Below are 19,321 nucleotides of genomic sequence, written 5' to 3'. Positions count from 1 at the left end.
GACTGTGCCTTTTAAAATGATATACCGTTTAGCCATACTGTTACTGTTCCGTGTGATTTAATTTGGGTGGTGGATTATCCATATCTGGCGTAAAGCCCCGTTCATCAATCACTTCGACCCAATCCGGTACGATTGGCGTTCGACAGTAATAAGTAGCTTTAGCGTCTCGTATTTTGATTCGTTCAAATTCGGGGGTTTGTGGATCGTCATACAGCTCAGGATCGCTCGAGCGATTTAATTTTTTAAAACGCTCATGTTCAACTGACGTATCATGTGACCAAGGTTTAGGATAGCCTAAGGTGGCAAAAATGCGATTACCAATAAAAGAGTAAACACCACCGATTAATAAAAAAATGATAGTTGTAAAAACAAAAAATAAAAAAACAGTGACAGCAGTGAATAATGCAAAATAGTAAAAAAAATCGTCACTAAAATTTGTGAATAACAAAATTAAGTAGATTAGATAAATAAATAAAGAAAATGCACCCGCTATAAAAGCTGAATACTTTAACGCAAGCAAAGTTGACATGCTTACTGAACGAGGAAAATATAAAGCATGGGTTTTCGGTATTCGAACCGCATAAGATTGATAATAGTTATCATCATCATCACTTTTATCCACGACCATTTCCACATAATCTCCATTTTTAAATCTAATATGGATTAATTTGCCTTCGACAAATTTACGCCCGACATAGCAACTAAATTTTTTGCCTTCTAAGGTAATGCTGCCCACTGACAGCGTGGTCAATAACGCGGCCGCCACGCTAAACGCCCCAGTAATTAACGCCCCTATCATGGCGATTAAACCAACATTATTATCCGATCCTAGCTCTTTTGAGTCATCAATGATTTGTAGCTGGCTGACCGTGCCTTTTAAAATGCGATACCGTTTAGACATGTAAAAAAACCCTTTTATGTAAATCTTGTTCTATTAGTGCTAATGCTTCGTCAACACCAATACCGTTGGTGTTGTCTTTATTTGCTTGATTGTTATTGGTTTGTGCTTCATCGTCAATATTAAACATATCTTTTAATACATCATCTTTATAAGCTGAGCTTTGTTGTTCCGGATTTTGATAAATTTTGGCTTTATTATGTGGCATTAAATATTTATCGGTGCGCAGGGCACAGCGTTTTAACCAGGTTTCAAAGTTATCATCGCTAAAATAATCAATGGCAAAATCAAAGACCATAAGCACCAGTCCTAACCAACTCGCTGATCGCATCAAGACCAACCGTACAGCGACAAACGAAGCCACTTTTTTAACACCAATATGCTTTCCAACCTTTTTAAAAATAGCTAACATCATTTTTGAGGTTAAAAAACTTTGACACCAGACAAAATGATAAGATAATCCAATAAGTGAAGTGACTCACCCTATTAAACTTAAAAAGACTTTTTAAAAAAGAATTAAATTTTCATAGGTATACTATTGCTTTAACTTAATTTATTAGAATCTATTTGAATCATCACAAAAGATGCAATCCCCCGCTAATATCCCTGATAATGCTTTACCCTAAGTCAAGAATACATTTTGCATTCCTTTAGACACGGTGGTGATCATTGTTATAATCAACCCATTTGCCTGTCTTTTCGTCACGTACCCCCCACTCTAAACGGCTCTCTAATATGGCTTGTTGTACTTTTGGGGAATAGTCCGATAAGGTGGTTTCTTTTGGGATCGGTTTGCCTTTTTTGCCTGCTTGTCGAATGACCTTAGGCCAGCGAGGTTGCCAACATAAACACTCCGAAATAAAGTAACCTACGGTATAAAAGGGCAATAAAATTAAAAATACTGGGATTAACAAAATATACATCCAAAAAGTTGGGGCGTTTTTTGCGGCGTGTATCATGGGTTTGATATGCCCCTCTAAACCGTGAAAAGGCATGGGTAAATGGGTACCTAAACGGGGTTTAGGCAGATTGTCCGGTCCATGCTCCATATAACGGCGGATAAATTCCCATTCGTCTTTATAGTCCTGAGCGTTATAGGTGTTTTTACCGATGCCGACTGAGTGGGCTACCGGAAAGCCGGTTTTATACGGGTGAAAGGTCATTAGGTTGACCATATTGGTGCCATTCATATCCGAGCCGCTCTCGCCAAAGTTAGATGGCATAATATGTTCCCATTTAAATACCACCGTGCCACCACAGTATTTAGGGCGCTGAATATAGACTTGCCTTGTTACCCGATTAAAGCGCACTCGAATATGGCGTATGGTGAAGAGCTCAAAACGGTAAATATAACGGAAATAGCGGATACATAAATAAATTGAAACTAAAAATATAAATGTAAAAAATATAAAAGCTGTTGTATAACCAGCAATTTTATCTGTTTTATGATTATACAATAAAATAAAACAATATATAGAATTATAAGCAGAACTCACAGGTATCATAAATATAAGTAAACTAATCCAAGTCAGAATTCCCCGAAAATTCTCAAACATCCCGCCTCGAATTTCTAAATAGCGATCGTTATACGCATAGTAGGGACCTAACGGCCTAGGATTATTACTGACCGATTCTTGAGTGTAGTCTTTTTGTACTTCTTTCAGTGTCATATCGGCATGAATATAACCCATTTTCAATTTTTTACGGGTTTCGGATTTCATGGCGTTACCGAACCATAATAAAAATTCGCCTACGTACATTTACCTTATATCCTATTTTTCATTTTAAACATTATGTTTTTATTTTAAGAATTACCATAATCAACCCATTTACCTGTCTTTTCGTCACGTACCCCCCACTCTAAACGGCTCTCTAATATGGCTTGTTGTACTTTTGGGGGATAGTCCGATAAGGTGGTTTCTTTTGGGATCGGTTTGCCTTTTTTGCCTGCTTGTCGAATGACCTTAGGCCAACGAGGTTGCCAGCATAAACACTCCGAAATAAAGTAACCTACGGTATAAAAGGGCAATAAAATTAAAAATACTGGGATTAACAAAATATACATCCAAAAAGTTGGGGCGTTTTTTGCTGCGTGAATCATGGGTTTGATATGCCCCTCTAAACCGTGAAAAGGTATGGGTAAATGGGTACTTAAACGGGGTTTAGGCAGATTATCCGGTCCGTGCTCCATATAACGGCGGATAAATTCCCACTCGTCTTTATAGTCCTGAGCGTTATAGGTGTTTTTACCGATGCCGACTGAGTGTGCTACCGGAAAGCCAGTTTTATAGGGGTGAAAGGTCATTAGGTTGACCATATTGGTGCCATTCATATCCGAGCCACTCTCGCCAAAGTTAGATGGCATAATATGTTCCCATTTAAATACCACTGTGCCACCACAGTATTTAGGGCGCTGAATATAGACTTGCCTTGTTACCCGATTAAAGCGCACCCGAATATGGCGTATGGTGAAAAGCTCAAAACGGTAAATATAGCGGAAATAGCGGATAATTAGATACATTGAAACAATAAAAACAATTATGCAATATATTAGTACAACTATATCCGATACAATATCATTTGATTCATGATCAATTAATTCGGAAATAACACTTAATCCTATATAAAATACATGAAAAGGAATTAGAAAAACTAATAAACTAATCCAAGTCAGAATTCCCCGAAAATTTTCAAACATCCCGCCTCGAATTTCTAAATAGCGATCGTTATATGTATAGTAGGGACCTAACGGCCTAGGGTTATTACTGACCGATTCTTGAGTGTAGTCTTTTTGCACTTCTTTCAGTGTCATATCGGCATTAATATAACCCATTTTCAATTTTTTACGGGTTTCGGATTTCATGGCGTTTCCAAACCATAATAAAAATTCGCCTGCGTACATATTAAAAAGTCTCCTGTATGGCTTGATGCCATTCTGTAAGTTCTTCGCCGAGATCATCAAAGGGTTTACGTTCAAGTTTGCCACTAAAACAGCAGCGATCAAACCATTTTTGCATGGCATTGATATCAACGATAATCAGGTAGATACTGACCACAATAATAATCATAGAAACGTAAAAACTGATTAATGCCAGCACCGCCGCCATTGCTCGACCGATAGCAAAGCGACCTATGACTAACCCGATTTCAGCCACTTTTACCCAAATAGTCCGTTCGATACTGGTTGTGATAATATTATCTAACCAAGGCACTAATGCCCCTAGAGTAACTAAAAATTGGGAAATACTAAATAATATTGTAGCTAGAGCCCTAGTAGAATAAGCAATAATGATAATTTTATTTTTTTCTTTAATCGCATCAAAAATATCCAACACCGCCGATATTCCTCCTGCAATTAACGATAAACTTGCCGACCATAAAAATAATCGCCCAAAAGCAGTATAGGTGACGGTAGCGGTTTTTGATGTTGGGTTGTTTTCGATACAGCACTTTATTGCACTGGTCAGGATTTGCGCGCCTGCTGCTGTAGTTGCCATTAGGGATGCGCTTAGTTCGGCTAATTCTCGGGTATTTTTCCATTCACGATTGATTATTTTTTTGAGTGTTTCGTAACTACTGAATGCAAATATCATCATGGCAATTTTGGTATTAACTAAATCGGCATTATTAAAATTTTCACGCGCAACTCGTGTTATTTGTGAAGCCCCCCGTTTAGGCGTGGCTTTAAAAGAATGGCCATTGATATTATAACCCGAGTCATACATCTCCAAAGCTTTATCACTAATATGTGCAAAAATTAGGTTACCTAAGCGGTTTTTAATATTTTGATTAAATTTTTGAGTTGTGACGCTTAAAAAGCTTCTGACTAAATCAGCAAAAGTAACCGATAATAATGCTATGGGAAAGCCTCGTTTCGCTAATTTTTCTATGAGCGGACCTGTTTGATTAACATGTTCAGTCAATTTGTTAAGTAGGTTAATGGCTGTATCCACATCCGGCAGATGTTCTTTGTTGTCAGATTCGTTAATTGCTATATTTTGTTGTATGTCCAGATATTCGTTAATATCGGCGATTAAGGTTTTATTATTAAAAAGATAGGTTCGCATACATAAATTTGTAGGGGTTATTTGCGGTTCAAGCCACCATTCGTCCAAAACTTTTCTAACTTTTGATGAACTATTTGCACCACACAGGCAAACACCCATTTGTAATTGAAACATAATTCCGTCTAAAGGAATGGTATCATCATATAAATATAAAGCCGAGAGTAATTGCTGTGATTTTAACCATTTTAAGTAATCATCGATACGCTTTGCGGCAAGCTGTTCGGCTAACTTGTTGTGTTCATTGAATTCTTCTTCAAATTTTTTAAGCTTATCTGGTGATAAGCGATTCCAATATTTTTTTTCAAATTCATCTTCTGATAGCTTTGGGGTATAAACGTTATCAATATTTTCAACATACTGTTTTCTGTCTTTTTCAATTCCTCTATTTAGAGCTTCTTTCATTTCATCTGATAATCCAGCGTCATCACCAAATGTTATAACGTAATCATAATATTGATCTTGTTTGTTTATCATTTCTTTAATGCGTCTTTCTCGAAATGATTCTTTAAAACCTAATAGCTGTCTTAAGATAATTAAGCGGTGTTCGTTGGATATGCCTTCCGAATCTTTGCTTTCCATCCAAGGTTTCATCTCTTTTTCAAGTGCTTGATGATATCGGTTATTTAAACTTTGGGTTATGCCAATTGCATCATTAACGACTATTGCCACACCTTGACGCTTTCTTAACTTGTTATAAAGCGATATATAGCGTATGTAAGTTCGTAGTATATTTTTATCATAATAGGTGGTGCGAGTAGTATAAATATCTTGGATAACTTGTAATTGCCTATTTGCGTGATCTCGTTCCCCCATTCTAAATTCAAACACGGGTTTGCTGTTTAAAAACGCTTCTTGCTTAGCTATATCAATTGCTGTTGATATTTCGAGAATATTTGTCAGAATATCTTGGGTTTTTAACGAAGTTTGGCCATTACGAATCTGGTCTGGTGTCATGCCTGACAGTTCAAATTCTGGGGTATCTTGATAAAGTTCTAATCTGGCATTACTGATTTTATTTGGACTGAATACAAAATAGATTTTAAAGATGTCTTTACTGTTTTTAAAACTAATATATGATGCATCTGCGCCGTCAGTTGCAATGTTACAGTTATATGTGGGGGGAATATTCGGTATGGTGTTGTTGTTGCTATATTCCGTTAAGCACCCCTCAGGGCTGGACGAAAATATTCGCCACTTTTTTTGCCCGTTTTTAAAATCTACAAGCACATATAAATACCCTTGTCGTAATATTTGTAGACAATAATTAGAGTGTTCTAATGGTATGTCTGACACCATTTTTTGGGCAAAATCAGGTAACTGAGGCAATTCTATTTTCGCCTCAGAACCATCTTTTAATACTTTATTTTGGGCTAAATAGCCTGTGATTGATAACCGGGTTGGTAGAACAATTAAATCGCCTTCTTTTTCTTGGCACTTTGGGCAGCGTTTGCCAGAATTATTTTCGTAGGCTTTTGCCATTAATATTGTATATAATAATTGATCAATTGCTGGCATCTTCATGTTCCTTATCTAAACTATTAAAATATTGTTCCAATTGGCTAACTGTCTGATTTCTGATTAGATTGATAAATAAATCATGATCAATTTGTTGGAAAACGTGTTCCGATTTAACCATTGAATAGTTGACTATATAATCCATTTTTTGCTGATCAGGTTTATTAAATGTAACCGTGTAAATCCAATCCAGTAACTGCCAAAGTGTGCTTTTCTGATTATTAGTTAATGGTTTTTTTTGCTTTTTTACTGTTTGATGTTCGTAAGCGTTATAGTGTTGTGCTATTTTGATTTGTTGCCATTGTATGGTCGTTATTTTATAGTTGATATCCCACAGTATTAATTCGGGCTTATGGTGTAATTGCACATAATTATCTTGCCAGTAGTACCAATATTGCACACAACCTAACATTTTGCTTATTTGTTGTTTGTCAAAAATATTAACTAGATGCCTAAGAACCTGCGGATCGTAAAAGCGTAATATAAAATAATTTGCCTGATACGACATAAACATTGCATTGCTAATGTGCTGTTGTATATCTTTAATCGTATAAGGTGAAGCGATCAATGCGATTAGTGATGTTTGATTGTTTTTTAACTCCGCTACTAGTGGATTAATATCAGCAGACCCTTTTTTTATTGTGCATAATTGCAAACATTCATGATCAGAGGATACGGTGTCTTGCCTGTCTCTGATTGGTACTATTGAATCGAATTCAACATTATGTTCCCAAAAAAAATTGTCATTAATTTGTGGATCAATTAAAAAATGTATTTGTCCAAATTGCTGAATTTGTTTTGCGATTATTTTATTGATTTCCTGTTCTGGTATGAGTTCAATCATTATTGCCTTTCCACAACAATTGCATGTTTTTCAGCTTCGTCCTGCTTGACTCCATTGCAAATTGGAGGCAATTCATTTTGAATATTTGTTTGCGCTGTTCCCATTTTTTGCATCGCATTGCATTTAAAATAGGCATTAGCTGGCGAACCTAACTCAATACCTGCTTCGTTGATTTTTATGTACGAACCACCGCAAATTAATGTCATTTCTTGTGTTGCTGTAAACTCAATATTACCGTCAACACTATCAATTTTAATATCTTGTTTAGCCGCCATATTTAGATTGGCATTTTGGGCTTGTACGTTAATATCGCCTTGATTAGCAAATACTTTCATCCCAGATTTGTGGGCAAATAATCCTATCGCTTCACCCGATGATAATGTGATGTTTTTTAATGCCGTGATGTCGGTTTGGTTTTCTGTCGTGACCGTCACACTGTTATCCGTCGATAATTGAATATTTTCCGGACTAGTTAATGCAATGCCTTCTTGTGCATATGCGAGAATGCCACTTAGGGTTAAGTTGGTTAAATTTGCCTTGAGCTGGTCTTGACTGTTGGTGTCTGCACCGTGTGCTTGGGATTGATTGGCAGCATTTTGCAGTGCTTTGGCTATCGATAAGGCATTTTCCAGTTGGGTGATCGCACCTTGCATGTCTAGTTGATTGCCGTGTGCTTTCGGCTCGGTTTGACTGGTCAGATACAATCCTCGGTTCGCCGCAATTGCCCCCCATTCATCGGTACGTAGCTCAAACCCTTCACCCCGTTGTTCTTTGTTATTGTTAACAAGATGTCCAATATTGAGTTGTGTTTTGCCGTATTCGGTCGCCAGCTTGATATGCTCTTGCCCTCGTTTGTCATCCATGCGTAATTTATTATTGGTTGGTGTACGAATCACATTGCGATGTTTGTTTATGGTAGTTACATGGTCGGGGTGCGTACTGTCATGCATGGCATGGGCAATATACGGGCGGTCTGGATTACCGTCCATAAACGCAATGGCAACTTCCGTGCCGTCTATTAGCGGAAAGTGGAAACCATAGGTGCCACCTGCATACGGTTTTGCCAGTCTGACCCATAAACTTTCGCAACCTTTTTTCCACTCTTTTAGGTCATAATTAAATTTAACCCGATACCGTCCTTGCGTATCAATATAGCCGTAAGTATCATTGTCTGGGCTGGTCACCCGTGCAGGTAAAGTGCCCATGATTTGTGGCCACATTAAGGGTGCAGGGCGGTATGGTTTTAATACCTGATATGGTATGGCTGTAAAACTTAGTTCATAAGCATCTGTACGATTGCCTTTACCTTCCACGCTTAAAATAATTACACCATCATCAATATCAACTAGCGGACTGCTGTTAATCTGAATACGTTGTCCCGGTGTCAAATTGGCACGATTGCTTTTTCCGCTAATTACTATTTTTTGACTAATTGCCTGTTCATGTCGAATTTGGGCATACCATTGCCCGCTTTCAATAAAATAGTGTTGTTCGATTTGGTTATTGACGTTATCTTTATCACCACGTTGTTTATCTTCTTGAATATTAGGGCTTGACCCTTTGTAGTGCTCGCCATAACGGTAATCAATTCCATAGGTGGTGCTGTCATTGGGTTGAGTATTGACATAACCCAGTAAATTGGCTTTGGCGTCACGGTAGTTGTAATCTTGAACCTTAACTGATGACTCCACAACCCGACTGCGTAACTGAATATCCCAGATACTTTCTGTTCCGCCATCTAATGTGCCATTGGGTAATTGATAATCAATGTTATTGACTTGCTCATAACCTTGTTCGTAATCACTGATAACTATCACATCACAATTGTGCTCGGCATGGGTTTCAAAACGAAACCAAACACCAACATCGGCTAACAGACGTTGTATAAAGCTTAAATCACTCTCTTGCCATTGAGTAATAAATTCACGTTCAGGATAGCGATTGTTTAATTCCAGCCGATAATCAATGCCAGTAAAACCGTGACTGTGTAGCACTTCTTCAACCACACTAATCACACTTTGGTTTTGGTATATCGCATTATTTCGATTCAGTGCTAATTTTGCTAAACGGGGAGACAACACTATCTGATAATGTGCCTGTTCTTTACTTACCGATAACAAACTAAAACGGGTAATGACACCATAAATTTTACGTAAGTCACTTTGAACAGGTAGCTCACTTAAGGAACGAATTGCTGTTCCCAGCATGTTTTTAATAGCAGGATTAAAAGAAAATGACGCATTTTGGTTAAGTAACGTATCGGGCGATAAGGTTTTATCAATGCTAGTGAATTCAATGGTGTAATGCCATGGTTGATTAAGCTGTTCATTCCCTTGAACGCGTAAAACAGAAATCGGCGAAATTAGGTTATCCACCGTTAAGGTGTAGCGATTGTGGCTCACCTCTCCCATTAATTCATTCAATAACCCTTCACCAAGTTGATTGATAAGTGGGGGTAATTTGTTCGCCATTTTGGGGTCCTTTTATACACTTAATTATTTAATATTATTCGATAGTGATTATCTAAACCACGTAAATAATTACTTTTTTTTAAAAAATTTGCAATAACTAATTTTAGTAAATAACGTTATAAAATATTTAATGTTATTTATATAGAATTGAATGTACTGTTATATGCTTGAAATTAACCGATAACCGTTCAATCCCTTTTTGGGATCAAAAAATCAAAGCTTATTCGATAAAATTATTTTTTTGCGAGTATATTTATTCGATTTAGAGTCAATATACGAGCAATTTCATACCATTTAATCTTGTTGCTCATTATTTTGTGGAATTTTAATACTTATTTTAGTGGACAATGTTTAAAAATTATTTAGTTGTTTTTCTATAATGATTATAATTAGTGAACTACCTTTTTAAATTTCCATCTTGGTAAAGTGTAATTATGTTATAATCTCGCGACATTAATTATCTACTCACTGACTTTCAATTATTTTACTAAGCTAACACAAAAGGAATATCTTATGAAAAAATTCATATCAGTATTTTTCTTGTTTATGACATGTATTAGTTATAGTTATGCTGATTCACTACAAGAAAGTTTTAAAAAGCAGCCTTCATCTTCCAGTAATCCTAAATTTACTGAATATAAAGCTCAATTAGCTAATGATTTATTTTTGTCTTTTTTTGTTGATGATCAAGAACAAAAAGCGGTTCCCGTTTTAATCAAAGAGGGTAAAAAATACCAACCAATTAGTATTAAATATTGTATTAAAAATACTGATGAGTGTTGGCGGCAAATCATTTATCACAACTCTTTATCCCATATCACAAGTAATTTAGATAAACCCGAAAATAGAAAAGATTTATTGATATGGAAGATTGAATATATTAATAATAATCAATTAAATGAAACTGATTTTTTACAAACGCCATTGACAGGTGCTTTACCGAATGGTGATGATGATTATGATCCTTATATTCTTTGGCAATCTGATTTAAGCCTTTATTAATCCTATTACCGGTTCATTTGATTGGTTGGTCGTTAAGTTAATATAATTCAGATGAAATTTACTAAATCTAATTTTTTAATCTTTAATTATATTAACTTACGCGAAATTTTTTGATATCAAAATTTTTTATATTGGCTATTTAAGCATATTGTTAAATTTTATAACGCGTTTAGCTACATAGAATATCTTATCATTTTTATCGTTGTTGTGGTTGCTCACTAAATTAGTGTTAAATAACTGCATAAAATGTTATTGTTATTTACGCAATAAAGTTTAGTCTATTCTTATTAACATATTTCAATTCATATTTTTCAACAGGCTAAATAGCGTCTGGCAAATACATATCTTTTTTACCTGTATCAATAATACTATTTATTTCAAATGTTATTGTTAATTATTATGCACAATGGCTAAATCTATCAATTATTACAGTTGATCATAATAATGATTTAAAAACTGCTATAGCTCGAGATATAACATCCTATTTAATTTCAGTGCTAACTAAATAAACTTAATATAGCGAAGTTATCATGATAACGATAATTGATTGATGTTATTGTCGGCATTTATGATTAAATTGAATAATTTAATTTTGCTCATTTAATGGAAGTTTGGCAAAATAGATAACATTATTATCAATAGTCTATTAACTCTATAATTTTGATAAAAGTGTTAAGCTTAAAACTATTTATTAAGCTAATTGAATAGGAATAGCATTAGGATGATCAACCAAATCAAACAAAAATTATCTACAATACTTGTATCAAGTTGTATGAGTGGGTTGGTCATATGTTCGGTAGCGGTTAATGCTCAAGAAAATCAAAAAGATGTATTTCAAGTCAATACTTCATCAAATGTGCTTTCAGCAAATCAATCTAATGACAATAATTTAATTGAAATTGTTGGTCCAAAGCCAGTAACTGAAAAAATTTATCACCAAACTGTTTTTTCGCTATTAGGTGAACCTAAATATCACGATGGTTTTCAATATGTTAATTACGTTAATCCTTACGCGCCAAAAGGTGGTGTAATTAAATTGGCTGAAATTGGTACTTTTGATAATTTTAATCGTTATGCTAGCCGAGGAGCCCCCGAAAAAAATTCAGGATCATTATATGATACTTTGTTCACTAATTTAGCGGATGATATCACAAGTTTTTATCCGCTCATTGCTACCTCGATTACTTATTCCGACAAATATCGTTGGGCTGAAGTTTCAATCAACCCCAAAGCGCGTTTTCAAGATGGAAAACCCATTACCGCACAAGATGTTGAATTTACCTTTCATAAATTTATGACAGAAGGTGTTCCACAGTATCGAGTATATAATCAGGGTATTAGTGTTAAAGCTATTGATAATTATCATTTGCGCATTGAGCTACCAGCAAGCGATCGTGAAAAATTGCTATCTTTTGTTGGTAATCTGCCGGTTATTCCAAAACATTTTTGGCAAGATCATAATTTTTCAGAGCCATTAACTATTCCTCCAGTTGGCAGTGGTCCTTATTTTATTAGCGATTATAAAATGGGGCAGTTTGTTGTGTATAAACGTAACCCTGATTATTGGGCTATGGATTTACCGGTAAACAGGGGAATGAATAATTTTGATGAAAAACGTATTGAGTATTATATGGATAGCAGTGTTTCGTTAGAAGCATTTAAAGCTGGCGAATATGATTTTCGTGGAGAAGGTCAACCCAAGAATTGGTTTACCCAATATCAGGGGCAGTATTTTGATGCCAGGGATATTATCAAACAAGAAAAATCTGTACAAACAGCAACCGATAGCAAATGGTTAGCGTTTAACTTACAAAAAGAGCTGTTTAAAGACATTAATGTACGCAAAGCCATTACGCTGGCATTTGATTTTGAATGGTTAAATCACGCTTTTTATTACGATAGTTATAAAAGGCCATATAGTTTTTTCGAAAATACCATTTATGCAGCGATTGGTAAGCCAAGCGAACAAGAATTAAAATGGTTAATGCAGTATAAAAACATTATTCCAGATGCTGTGTTTGGTGATGCTTATTATGTACCTAAAAGTGACGGTCAGGGGTTTAATCGCAATAATTTATTAGTTGCAGCTGAATTATTAAAACAAGCAGGATGGATCATCAAAAATGGTCAACTAGTGAATATAACTACCAATCAGCCTTTTGAGTTTGAATTGGTTACCTATCTTGGCGATGATATTAAATATGCTATTCCTTTTCAGCAAAATTTAGCTCGTTTAGGTATTACCATGAAGATTGTTTCACTTGATTATACTCAAGTGACTCGTCGCTTACGTGAACGCGATTACGATATGATGCCACGGACTTATAATGCGTTTAATTATCCAACATCAGATTTGATGATTTTATGGGGTAGTGAGTATCTCAATTCATCATGGAATGGTTCAGGGCTACATAACCAAGCGATCGATAGTATTATTGATGAAATTACTAAAAATGTTGATAATCAAGCTGAGTTAATTTCACTTGGTCGAGCGCTAGATCGCATCTTAACGCAAGAATATCCTATGATCCCAATGTGGTATAACAGTAAAACCTATTATGCTTATTGGAACAAATTTGGGCAGCCAGCGATTCAGCCAACTTACGCTATTGGTGTCGATAGTTGGTGGTACGATGCTGACAAAGCAGCTAACCTGACAAAGAATCGGAAACATTAATATGCTCAATTATCTTATTCGTCGTTTATTATTGATTATTCCAACGTTGTTTGTGATTTTAACTATTAACTTTTTTATTGTACAAATTGCACCTGGTGGTCCGGTCGATCAAGCTTTAGCGATGATTGAAAATGGTCCAGATTCTGGTCAAGCATTATTACCGGGAGGTGATAATGCAGCAGTAAAATTATCACAGCATAAAAATGAGTCTAATTATCGCGGGGCTCGCGGGCTTGATCCACAAATTGTTGCAATGATTGAAAAACAGTATGGCTTTGATAAACCCATTATTGAACGTTATTTTGATACTTTAAAAAAATATGTGTTGTTTGACTTTGGTGACAGCTTTTTTAAAAGTGAATCGGTATTAGGTTTAATTGCTAAAAGTTTACCGGTTTCGATTTCGCTTGGTCTTTGGAGCACGTTAATTGTTTACCTTATTTCGATCCCTTTAGGTATTAAAAAAGCTGTTAAAGATGGCTCGGCATTTGATTTTTGGTCAAGTACATTAATCATTATAGGATATGCAATACCTGCTTTTTTACTCGCTGTATTGTTAATAATATTATTTGCGGGCGGTAGTTATTGGGATATTTTTCCATTGCGAGGGTTAGTTTCAACGCATTTTGAGCAACTCGATTTTTGGGGAAAAGTAAAAGATTACGCATGGCATATTTGCCTACCGACTATTGCGATGGTTATTAGTGGTTTTGCTTCACTGACTATGCTAACTAAGAATTCATTTTTAGATGAAATTCGTAAACAATATGTGATTACCGCAAGAGCTAAAGGTTTAAGTGAACGACAAATTTTATATAAACATGTGTTTCGTAATGCGACATTATTAATTGTGTCAGGTTTTCCTGCTGCCTTTGTTGGCATTTTATTTACCGGTTCGTTATTGATCGAAATTATTTTTTCACTCAATGGGCTTGGGCTATTAGGCTATGAAGCCATTATTCAACGTGATTATCCAGTCATTTTTGGATCACTATATATATTTACGTTGATTGGACTAATTGCCAAACTGTTGTCTGATTTATCTTATATGATAATCGATCCACGCATTGACTTTGAGGCACGCAACTGATGAACAGCCATTATTCTATTAATCAGCAACGTTGGCAACGATTTAAACATAATCGACGTGGATACTATTCGCTTTGGCTGTTTTCTTTGTTGTTTGTTATTAGCTTGTTTTCTGATTTTATCGCCAATGATAGACCGATTTTTATCAAATACCAAGATAACTACTATTCGCCTATTTTTCACTTTTATCCCGAAACTGAATTTGGTGGACAATTTAGCACTCAAACAAATTATTTAGATCCAAAGGTACAACAAAAAATAGAATCTAATGGTTGGATTTTATGGGCACCTTTTCGCTATAGTTATAATACGTTAATTTATGACACGCCAACGACGTTTCCAACCCCACCTTCAGCGTCGCATTGGTTAGGAACAACTGATGCAGGTTTTGATGTGCTTGCTAATATTTTATATGGTTTTCGTATTTCGATGTTTTTTGCCATTTTACTGACCGTTTTTACTACAATTATTGCGGTAATTATTGGGGCAATACAAGGTTATTACGGTGGTAAAATTGATTTAATCGGACAACGCTTTATTGAAATTTGGTGTGGATTACCAGAGTTGTTTGTCATTATTTTACTTGCCAGTATTTTGCCTCTTGATTTTTGGTGGTTATTGGCAATCACGGTACTATTTGGTTGGATGGCTTTATCGGGTATTGTACGAACTGAATTTTTACGAACACGTAATTTTGACTATATACGTGCAGCTAAAGCGATGGGGGTCGGTGATGTTAAAATTATGTTTCGTCATATTCTACCTAATGCAATGGTGGCAACATTGACATTTTTACCTTTTATTTTATGTGGTTCAATTACTACATTAACGTCGCTTGATTTTTTGGGATTTGGTTTGCCTATTGATTCGCCTTCGCTTGGTCGTTTATTGTTACAAGGAAAAAATAACTTGCAGGCTCCATGGCTTGGTATTAGTTCGTTTTTGATTATTGCTACTTTGCTTTCACTGCTTATTTTTATTGGAGAAGCAGTTAGAGATGCATTCGAACCTAACAAAGGAGGGTATCGATGAGTTCTCCTTTACTGTCTGTTGAGGATTTGAGTATTGCTTTTAAGCATGAAAGTAACACATTATTGCAAGTGGTAAATAATATAAGTTTTGATATTCACGAGCAAGAAACGCTAGCATTAGTCGGCGAGTCAGGCTCGGGTAAAAGTGTAACCGCTTTGTCTATTTTGCGTTTGCTACCTAAAAGCTTAGTGTCTTACCCTACCGGCGATATTGTGTTTGAAGATCAATCATTACTACATGCACCCGATAAAGTACTTCGTCAGATTCGAGGTAATCAGGTAAGTATGATTTTCCAAGAACCTATGGTATCGCTTAATCCACTGCACACAGTAGAAAAACAGTTGTACGAAGTGTTATCTTTGCACCGAGGTATGCGCGCTAATGCTGCTCGAAGCGAAATTTTACAATACCTTGATCGTGTTGGCATAAAAGATCCAAAAAATAAATTATCCGCTTTTCCCCACCAACTGTCTGGCGGCGAACGGCAGCGAGTGATGATTGCGATGGCAATTTTAACTCATCCTAAATTATTGATTGCTGATGAACCCACAACCGCGTTAGATGTATCAGTACAAGCACAGATCATTCAGTTACTTAAAGAACTAAAAAATGAATTAAACATGAGTATGTTATTCATTTCTCATAATTTAGGTATTGTCAAAAAGTTAGCCGATAAAGTTGCGGTTATGCAGCAAGGTGACATAGTTGAATATAATAATAAGCAGCGTATTTTTTTACGGTCGGAGCATGAATATACGCAAACATTACTCAATTCAGAACCGAGTGGCGATCCTGTTCCGTTACCTGATACACCAGGAATCTTACTGAATGTCAATCATCTTGATGTTGAAGTGACTACTAAAAAACGGCTTTTGAGTAGCCAAAAAAAGAAAATTGTCGACAATGTTGGTTTTACTGTGCATCAAGGCGAAACAGTTGGCATTGTTGGGGAATCGGGTTCGGGTAAAACAACTACCGCATTAGCGGTATTGCGTTTGATAAAATCACACGGCGATATTTTATTTGATAGTTATCCAATACAGCATTTAACAGGAAAAAAATTACTGCCATTTCGTAGCAGAATCCAAGTGGTATTCCAAGATCCATTTTCGTCACTCAATCCACGTTTTAATATAGAACAGATTATTTGTGAAGGTTTAACAACTCATAAAAAATTGACTAAAGCGGAACAAGAGCAGGCATTAATTGATATTATGCAAGAAGTAGGGCTCGATCCCAATATGCGATACCGCTATCCAACGGAGTTTTCAGGTGGACAGCGTCAGCGTATTGCGATTGCGCGAGCTTTAATTTTAAAACCTGAATTGTTAGTTTTAGATGAGCCTACGTCATCTTTAGATCATACAATTCAAAAGCAAATAATTCATTTGCTCAAATCATTGCAACAAAAATATCAGCTTAGTTATCTGTTTATTAGTCATGATTTAGCCTTAGTTTATTCAATGTGTCATCAAGTGGTTGTGATGAAAGAGGGTAAAATTGTCGAGCAAGGCTCGCGAGAAAAGATCTTTTATTCTGCGCAAAATGAATATACCAAAACGTTACTTTCGTTTTTAGATAAACCACTTAAAGCTAAAAATAAAACATTTATTCATGCAGATATGGTAAATAACAAAGATAAAAATGATGCAAAAGTAGAAGAACAAGTCGATTGGACCGATGCTTTATTAATGGGAAAAAGTCATCGCTATGTCGATAATTAAATTACTTCAAGTTTATAACACGATTAATAAATTAATTCACTTTATAGGATAATCATGCATAAATATATTTTACCTTTTTTATTCACACCATGCTTATCGTTGATTTCGTTAAATGCAACCGCTTTGACTTGTAACGATAATCCTGCTGAGAATTTGGTTTCAGCCAATAATTATATTTTTCAAATTTTAGATTATATTGATTTGCCAACTAAAGGTATTAAGCAAGAAGTACGCTCTATAGCAACTAAACTTGATAAGGGAAATAGTATCAGTTCTACTGCTAAGCATACCTTAGATTATGACTCGAATGGACTGATAACGCAGAGTCAATATGAGCTGTTTTCAAACGAAAATCAACGCGTTTATTCTGAACATCTGCAAAAAACCAATGTTGGATGGGAAAATATTATTGAAGATGTGGAAGATAGAACAAATAGTATCATTCAATTTAAAACCGATAACCAAGGTAAAATTGTTGAATCACAACAAGCCAAAAAAGCAGTTGATTTTATCTTTATTGAAACTGACAGCTATCAGTATGATGCGAATAATTGTCTAATTAGTAAAAATGTACAATGGAAACTTAAGGGTGTTGATGAGAAAGGAAAATTTACTGGTGTAGATCAAAATGGTGGTTCATCTTATACTTTTGCTTACCAGCAACAGCAATTGGCTAAAGTTTTGTATCAATTTAGTAACAATATGAAAAATGAAAATGATTTTTTATATCAGTTTGATAATAATCACCGTTTAAGCTCAATACAAACTTCTTATTGGTCAAGTGGTAAGAATGTTGCAAATTATATGACTCAATTTTTAACGTTTAATGATAAAAACGATTGGCTTACAGCCAGTAAAGTGAAAGTCGATCAAAGTGATAAACAAACTCAAATTAGTAGGCAGATTAATTATTACTGATGTTTACCGTTCTAACTGAGGGTTATTTATTAAATAACCCTTTTTAATGATTATAAGAATTATATTTGATTTATATTCGTATAAAAAGAATATAAATTGCATGTAAAGTCCAAGCAAGAGCTAGCCCGTAAGTTAGCATTTTTTCACGTTTTGGGTAAATATTAAATTGATGTAATATCGTTAATATCTGTTGTAATCCACACCAAATAGGTAGAGATATCATTAAAAATAAAAATAGTTTTCCTACTTCTGTGTTTGCTATTTTTAAAATATAAGAACGCGTTGTTGCATCACCAAAAGGAATAATATAAGCCATTATGATAATAATCACTGGCGAAAAAATTGCTGCCCATATTCCTCCTAAAGCAAACAATCCTTTTGCTACTTTTCCTTGCTTTTTTTGTTCTAAGTGCTGTGTTTGGATTTGTTGATTTTTCATGATGTAAAGACCGTTTATCTTAAAATAAATAACAGTAAGCAAATTGAAATGATGATCGAAACGAACCATAAACCTGCTGTAAGTAGGTAACACTTGGTTGTTTTAGTTGAATTCGCCGAAAAAACTACGTTTGGCGTTAAGTTAAACCAACGTATTGAATGGTAAATTGCTCCTAGTAAGGCAATACAATTAAGTACAATCACAAAAGGACTTTGTAAAAAAAAGATAAAACGATAAAACTCATCTTGTCCCATCATATTGGTATACATACAAATGACCCCGTACATTAATACAAGACTTACCCAAATCATAGAAAAGGGTACCAATTTTTGTATGATAGATAATAGCCAATTCGGTTTTGGTGAAAGATTATTAAGATAATTTTCTATAGGATATTGATTGTTATTTTTTTTATTCATAAATTTCTTTACATTGCCTATTCTAAACTAGGTAATTTATTATATTAGTGTAATTGGAAGTTGGATCACTCATTATAATAGTAAAACTAATCCATGTCGTTAATTTAAGATTATTTATAATAGCGATTTTCACTATGATTAGGCTTGGCATATCGTGCCGCAAATATAAGTTATTGAATCGTGCGTTTACCAGTGTTATTAAAAACATGGTTCTTTTATTCATTTG

The 19,321-nt window shown here is 35.0% G+C and carries 14 protein-coding genes and 1 pseudogene; 6 read left to right on the top strand and 9 right to left on the bottom strand.

All coding sequences use genetic code 11. The annotated features are described in order from the left end of the window. Positions 1–40 precede the first annotated feature (40 nt). From A9G09_RS07440 to A9G09_RS07410, 7 genes are all read right to left on the bottom strand, one after another. On the bottom strand, positions 41–901 hold the full coding sequence (locus A9G09_RS07440) for a putative type VI secretion system effector (protein WP_065634236.1): 861 nt from the start codon (positions 899–901) through the stop codon (positions 41–43). Then, positions 894–1,262, bottom strand: a complete 369-nt coding sequence (locus tag A9G09_RS07435; protein WP_141671544.1) for a hypothetical protein — start codon at positions 1,260–1,262, stop codon at positions 894–896. The genes A9G09_RS07440 and A9G09_RS07435 overlap by 8 nt, the downstream gene beginning before the upstream one ends. A 286-nt stretch (positions 1,263–1,548) precedes the next feature. Then, a complete protein-coding gene (locus A9G09_RS07430) occupies positions 1,549–2,658 on the bottom strand; it encodes a DUF6708 domain-containing protein (RefSeq protein ID WP_065634234.1) in 1,110 nt (369 codons plus the stop codon). Positions 2,659–2,702: 44 nt separating this feature from the next. Further along, positions 2,703–3,761 (bottom strand): DUF6708 domain-containing protein, encoded by a 1,059-nt coding sequence (locus A9G09_RS07425; protein WP_141671543.1) that lies wholly within the window; start codon positions 3,759–3,761, stop codon positions 2,703–2,705. 40 nt (positions 3,762–3,801) lie between these two features. After that, complete coding sequence (locus A9G09_RS07420; RefSeq protein ID WP_065634232.1) at positions 3,802–6,480, bottom strand: T6SS effector BTH_I2691 family protein; 2,679 nt, start codon at positions 6,478–6,480, stop codon at positions 3,802–3,804. Further along, positions 6,467–7,324 carry a DUF4123 domain-containing protein gene (locus A9G09_RS07415; protein ID WP_065634231.1) on the bottom strand — a complete coding sequence of 286 codons (858 nt, stop codon included), beginning with the start codon at positions 7,322–7,324 and terminating at the stop codon, positions 6,467–6,469. Before A9G09_RS07415 ends, A9G09_RS07420 begins: the two co-directional genes overlap by 14 nt. After that, on the bottom strand, positions 7,324–9,795 hold the full coding sequence (locus A9G09_RS07410; protein WP_065634230.1) for a type VI secretion system Vgr family protein: 2,472 nt from the start codon (positions 9,793–9,795) through the stop codon (positions 7,324–7,326). The genes A9G09_RS07415 and A9G09_RS07410 overlap by 1 nt, the downstream gene beginning before the upstream one ends. Before the next feature lie 513 nt (positions 9,796–10,308). Here A9G09_RS07410 and A9G09_RS07405 point away from each other — a divergent pair. The 6 genes and pseudogenes from A9G09_RS07405 (at position 10,309) to A9G09_RS07380 (ending at position 18,237) form a co-directional block, all read left to right on the top strand. After that, positions 10,309–10,797 (top strand): hypothetical protein, encoded by a 489-nt coding sequence (locus A9G09_RS07405; protein ID WP_065634229.1) that lies wholly within the window; start codon positions 10,309–10,311, stop codon positions 10,795–10,797. Positions 10,798–11,518: 721 nt separating this feature from the next. Then, on the top strand, positions 11,519–13,474 hold the full coding sequence (locus tag A9G09_RS07400; RefSeq protein WP_218056865.1) for an extracellular solute-binding protein: 1,956 nt from the start codon (positions 11,519–11,521) through the stop codon (positions 13,472–13,474). A 1-nt stretch (position 13,475) separates the two neighbouring features. Further along, a complete protein-coding gene (locus tag A9G09_RS07395; RefSeq protein WP_065634228.1) occupies positions 13,476–14,564 on the top strand; it encodes a microcin C ABC transporter permease YejB in 1,089 nt (362 codons plus the stop codon). After that, positions 14,564–15,595: an ABC transporter permease gene (locus tag A9G09_RS07390; RefSeq protein ID WP_065634227.1), complete on the top strand. Its 1,032-nt coding sequence runs from the start codon at positions 14,564–14,566 to the stop codon at positions 15,593–15,595. Before A9G09_RS07395 ends, A9G09_RS07390 begins: the two co-directional genes overlap by 1 nt. Beyond that, a pseudogene (gene yejF, locus A9G09_RS07385) lies at positions 15,592–17,166 on the top strand (microcin C ABC transporter ATP-binding protein YejF); the annotation flags it as partial. The gene A9G09_RS07390 and the pseudogene yejF, both read left to right, overlap by 4 nt. A gap of 207 nt (positions 17,167–17,373) precedes the next feature. Then, entirely contained in the window at positions 17,374–18,237 is an 864-nt protein-coding gene (locus A9G09_RS07380) for a hypothetical protein (protein WP_065634225.1), read from the top strand. A 70-nt stretch (positions 18,238–18,307) separates the two neighbouring features. Here A9G09_RS07380 and frdD read toward each other — a convergent pair whose 3' ends face one another. Beyond that, complete coding sequence (gene frdD / locus A9G09_RS07375) at positions 18,308–18,676, bottom strand: fumarate reductase subunit FrdD (protein WP_176700963.1); 369 nt, start codon at positions 18,674–18,676, stop codon at positions 18,308–18,310. Between the two features lie 14 nt (positions 18,677–18,690). Then, the gene (locus tag A9G09_RS07370; RefSeq protein WP_065634224.1) at positions 18,691–19,095 is read right to left on the bottom strand and encodes a hypothetical protein; all 405 of its coding nucleotides are present in this window, start codon (positions 19,093–19,095) and stop codon (positions 18,691–18,693) included. Between the last annotated feature and the right edge of the window lie 226 nt (positions 19,096–19,321).

This window comes from Gilliamella sp. wkB292 (genome assembly GCF_001690235.1).
Classification (GTDB): Bacteria; Pseudomonadota; Gammaproteobacteria; order Enterobacterales; family Orbaceae; genus Gilliamella; species Gilliamella apicola_F.
This window is presented reverse-complemented; position numbering and strand designations above follow the sequence as displayed.

What these genes read in the sequence shown, in the direction of transcription:
- A9G09_RS07440 (WP_065634236.1), bottom strand. Translation starts at nt 901, where the DNA reads ATGTCTAAACGGTATCGCATTTTAAAAGGCACGGTCAGCCAGCTACAA.
- A9G09_RS07370 (WP_065634224.1), bottom strand. Translation starts at nt 19,095, where the DNA reads ATGAATAAAAAAAATAACAATCAATATCCTATAGAAAATTATCTTAAT.
- A9G09_RS07380 (WP_065634225.1), top strand. Translation starts at nt 17,374, where the DNA reads ATGCATAAATATATTTTACCTTTTTTATTCACACCATGCTTATCGTTG.
- A9G09_RS07430 (WP_065634234.1), bottom strand. Translation starts at nt 2,658, where the DNA reads ATGTACGTAGGCGAATTTTTATTATGGTTCGGTAACGCCATGAAATCC.
- A9G09_RS07395 (WP_065634228.1), top strand. Translation starts at nt 13,476, where the DNA reads ATGCTCAATTATCTTATTCGTCGTTTATTATTGATTATTCCAACGTTG.
- A9G09_RS07415 (WP_065634231.1), bottom strand. Translation starts at nt 7,324, where the DNA reads ATGATTGAACTCATACCAGAACAGGAAATCAATAAAATAATCGCAAAA.
- A9G09_RS07425 (WP_141671543.1), bottom strand. Translation starts at nt 3,761, where the DNA reads ATGAAATCCGAAACCCGTAAAAAATTGAAAATGGGTTATATTAATGCC.
- A9G09_RS07390 (WP_065634227.1), top strand. Translation starts at nt 14,564, where the DNA reads ATGAACAGCCATTATTCTATTAATCAGCAACGTTGGCAACGATTTAAA.
- A9G09_RS07405 (WP_065634229.1), top strand. Translation starts at nt 10,309, where the DNA reads ATGAAAAAATTCATATCAGTATTTTTCTTGTTTATGACATGTATTAGT.
- A9G09_RS07410 (WP_065634230.1), bottom strand. Translation starts at nt 9,795, where the DNA reads ATGGCGAACAAATTACCCCCACTTATCAATCAACTTGGTGAAGGGTTA.
- A9G09_RS07400 (WP_218056865.1), top strand. Translation starts at nt 11,519, where the DNA reads ATGATCAACCAAATCAAACAAAAATTATCTACAATACTTGTATCAAGT.
- frdD (WP_176700963.1), bottom strand. Translation starts at nt 18,676, where the DNA reads ATGAAAAATCAACAAATCCAAACACAGCACTTAGAACAAAAAAAGCAA.
- A9G09_RS07420 (WP_065634232.1), bottom strand. Translation starts at nt 6,480, where the DNA reads ATGCCAGCAATTGATCAATTATTATATACAATATTAATGGCAAAAGCC.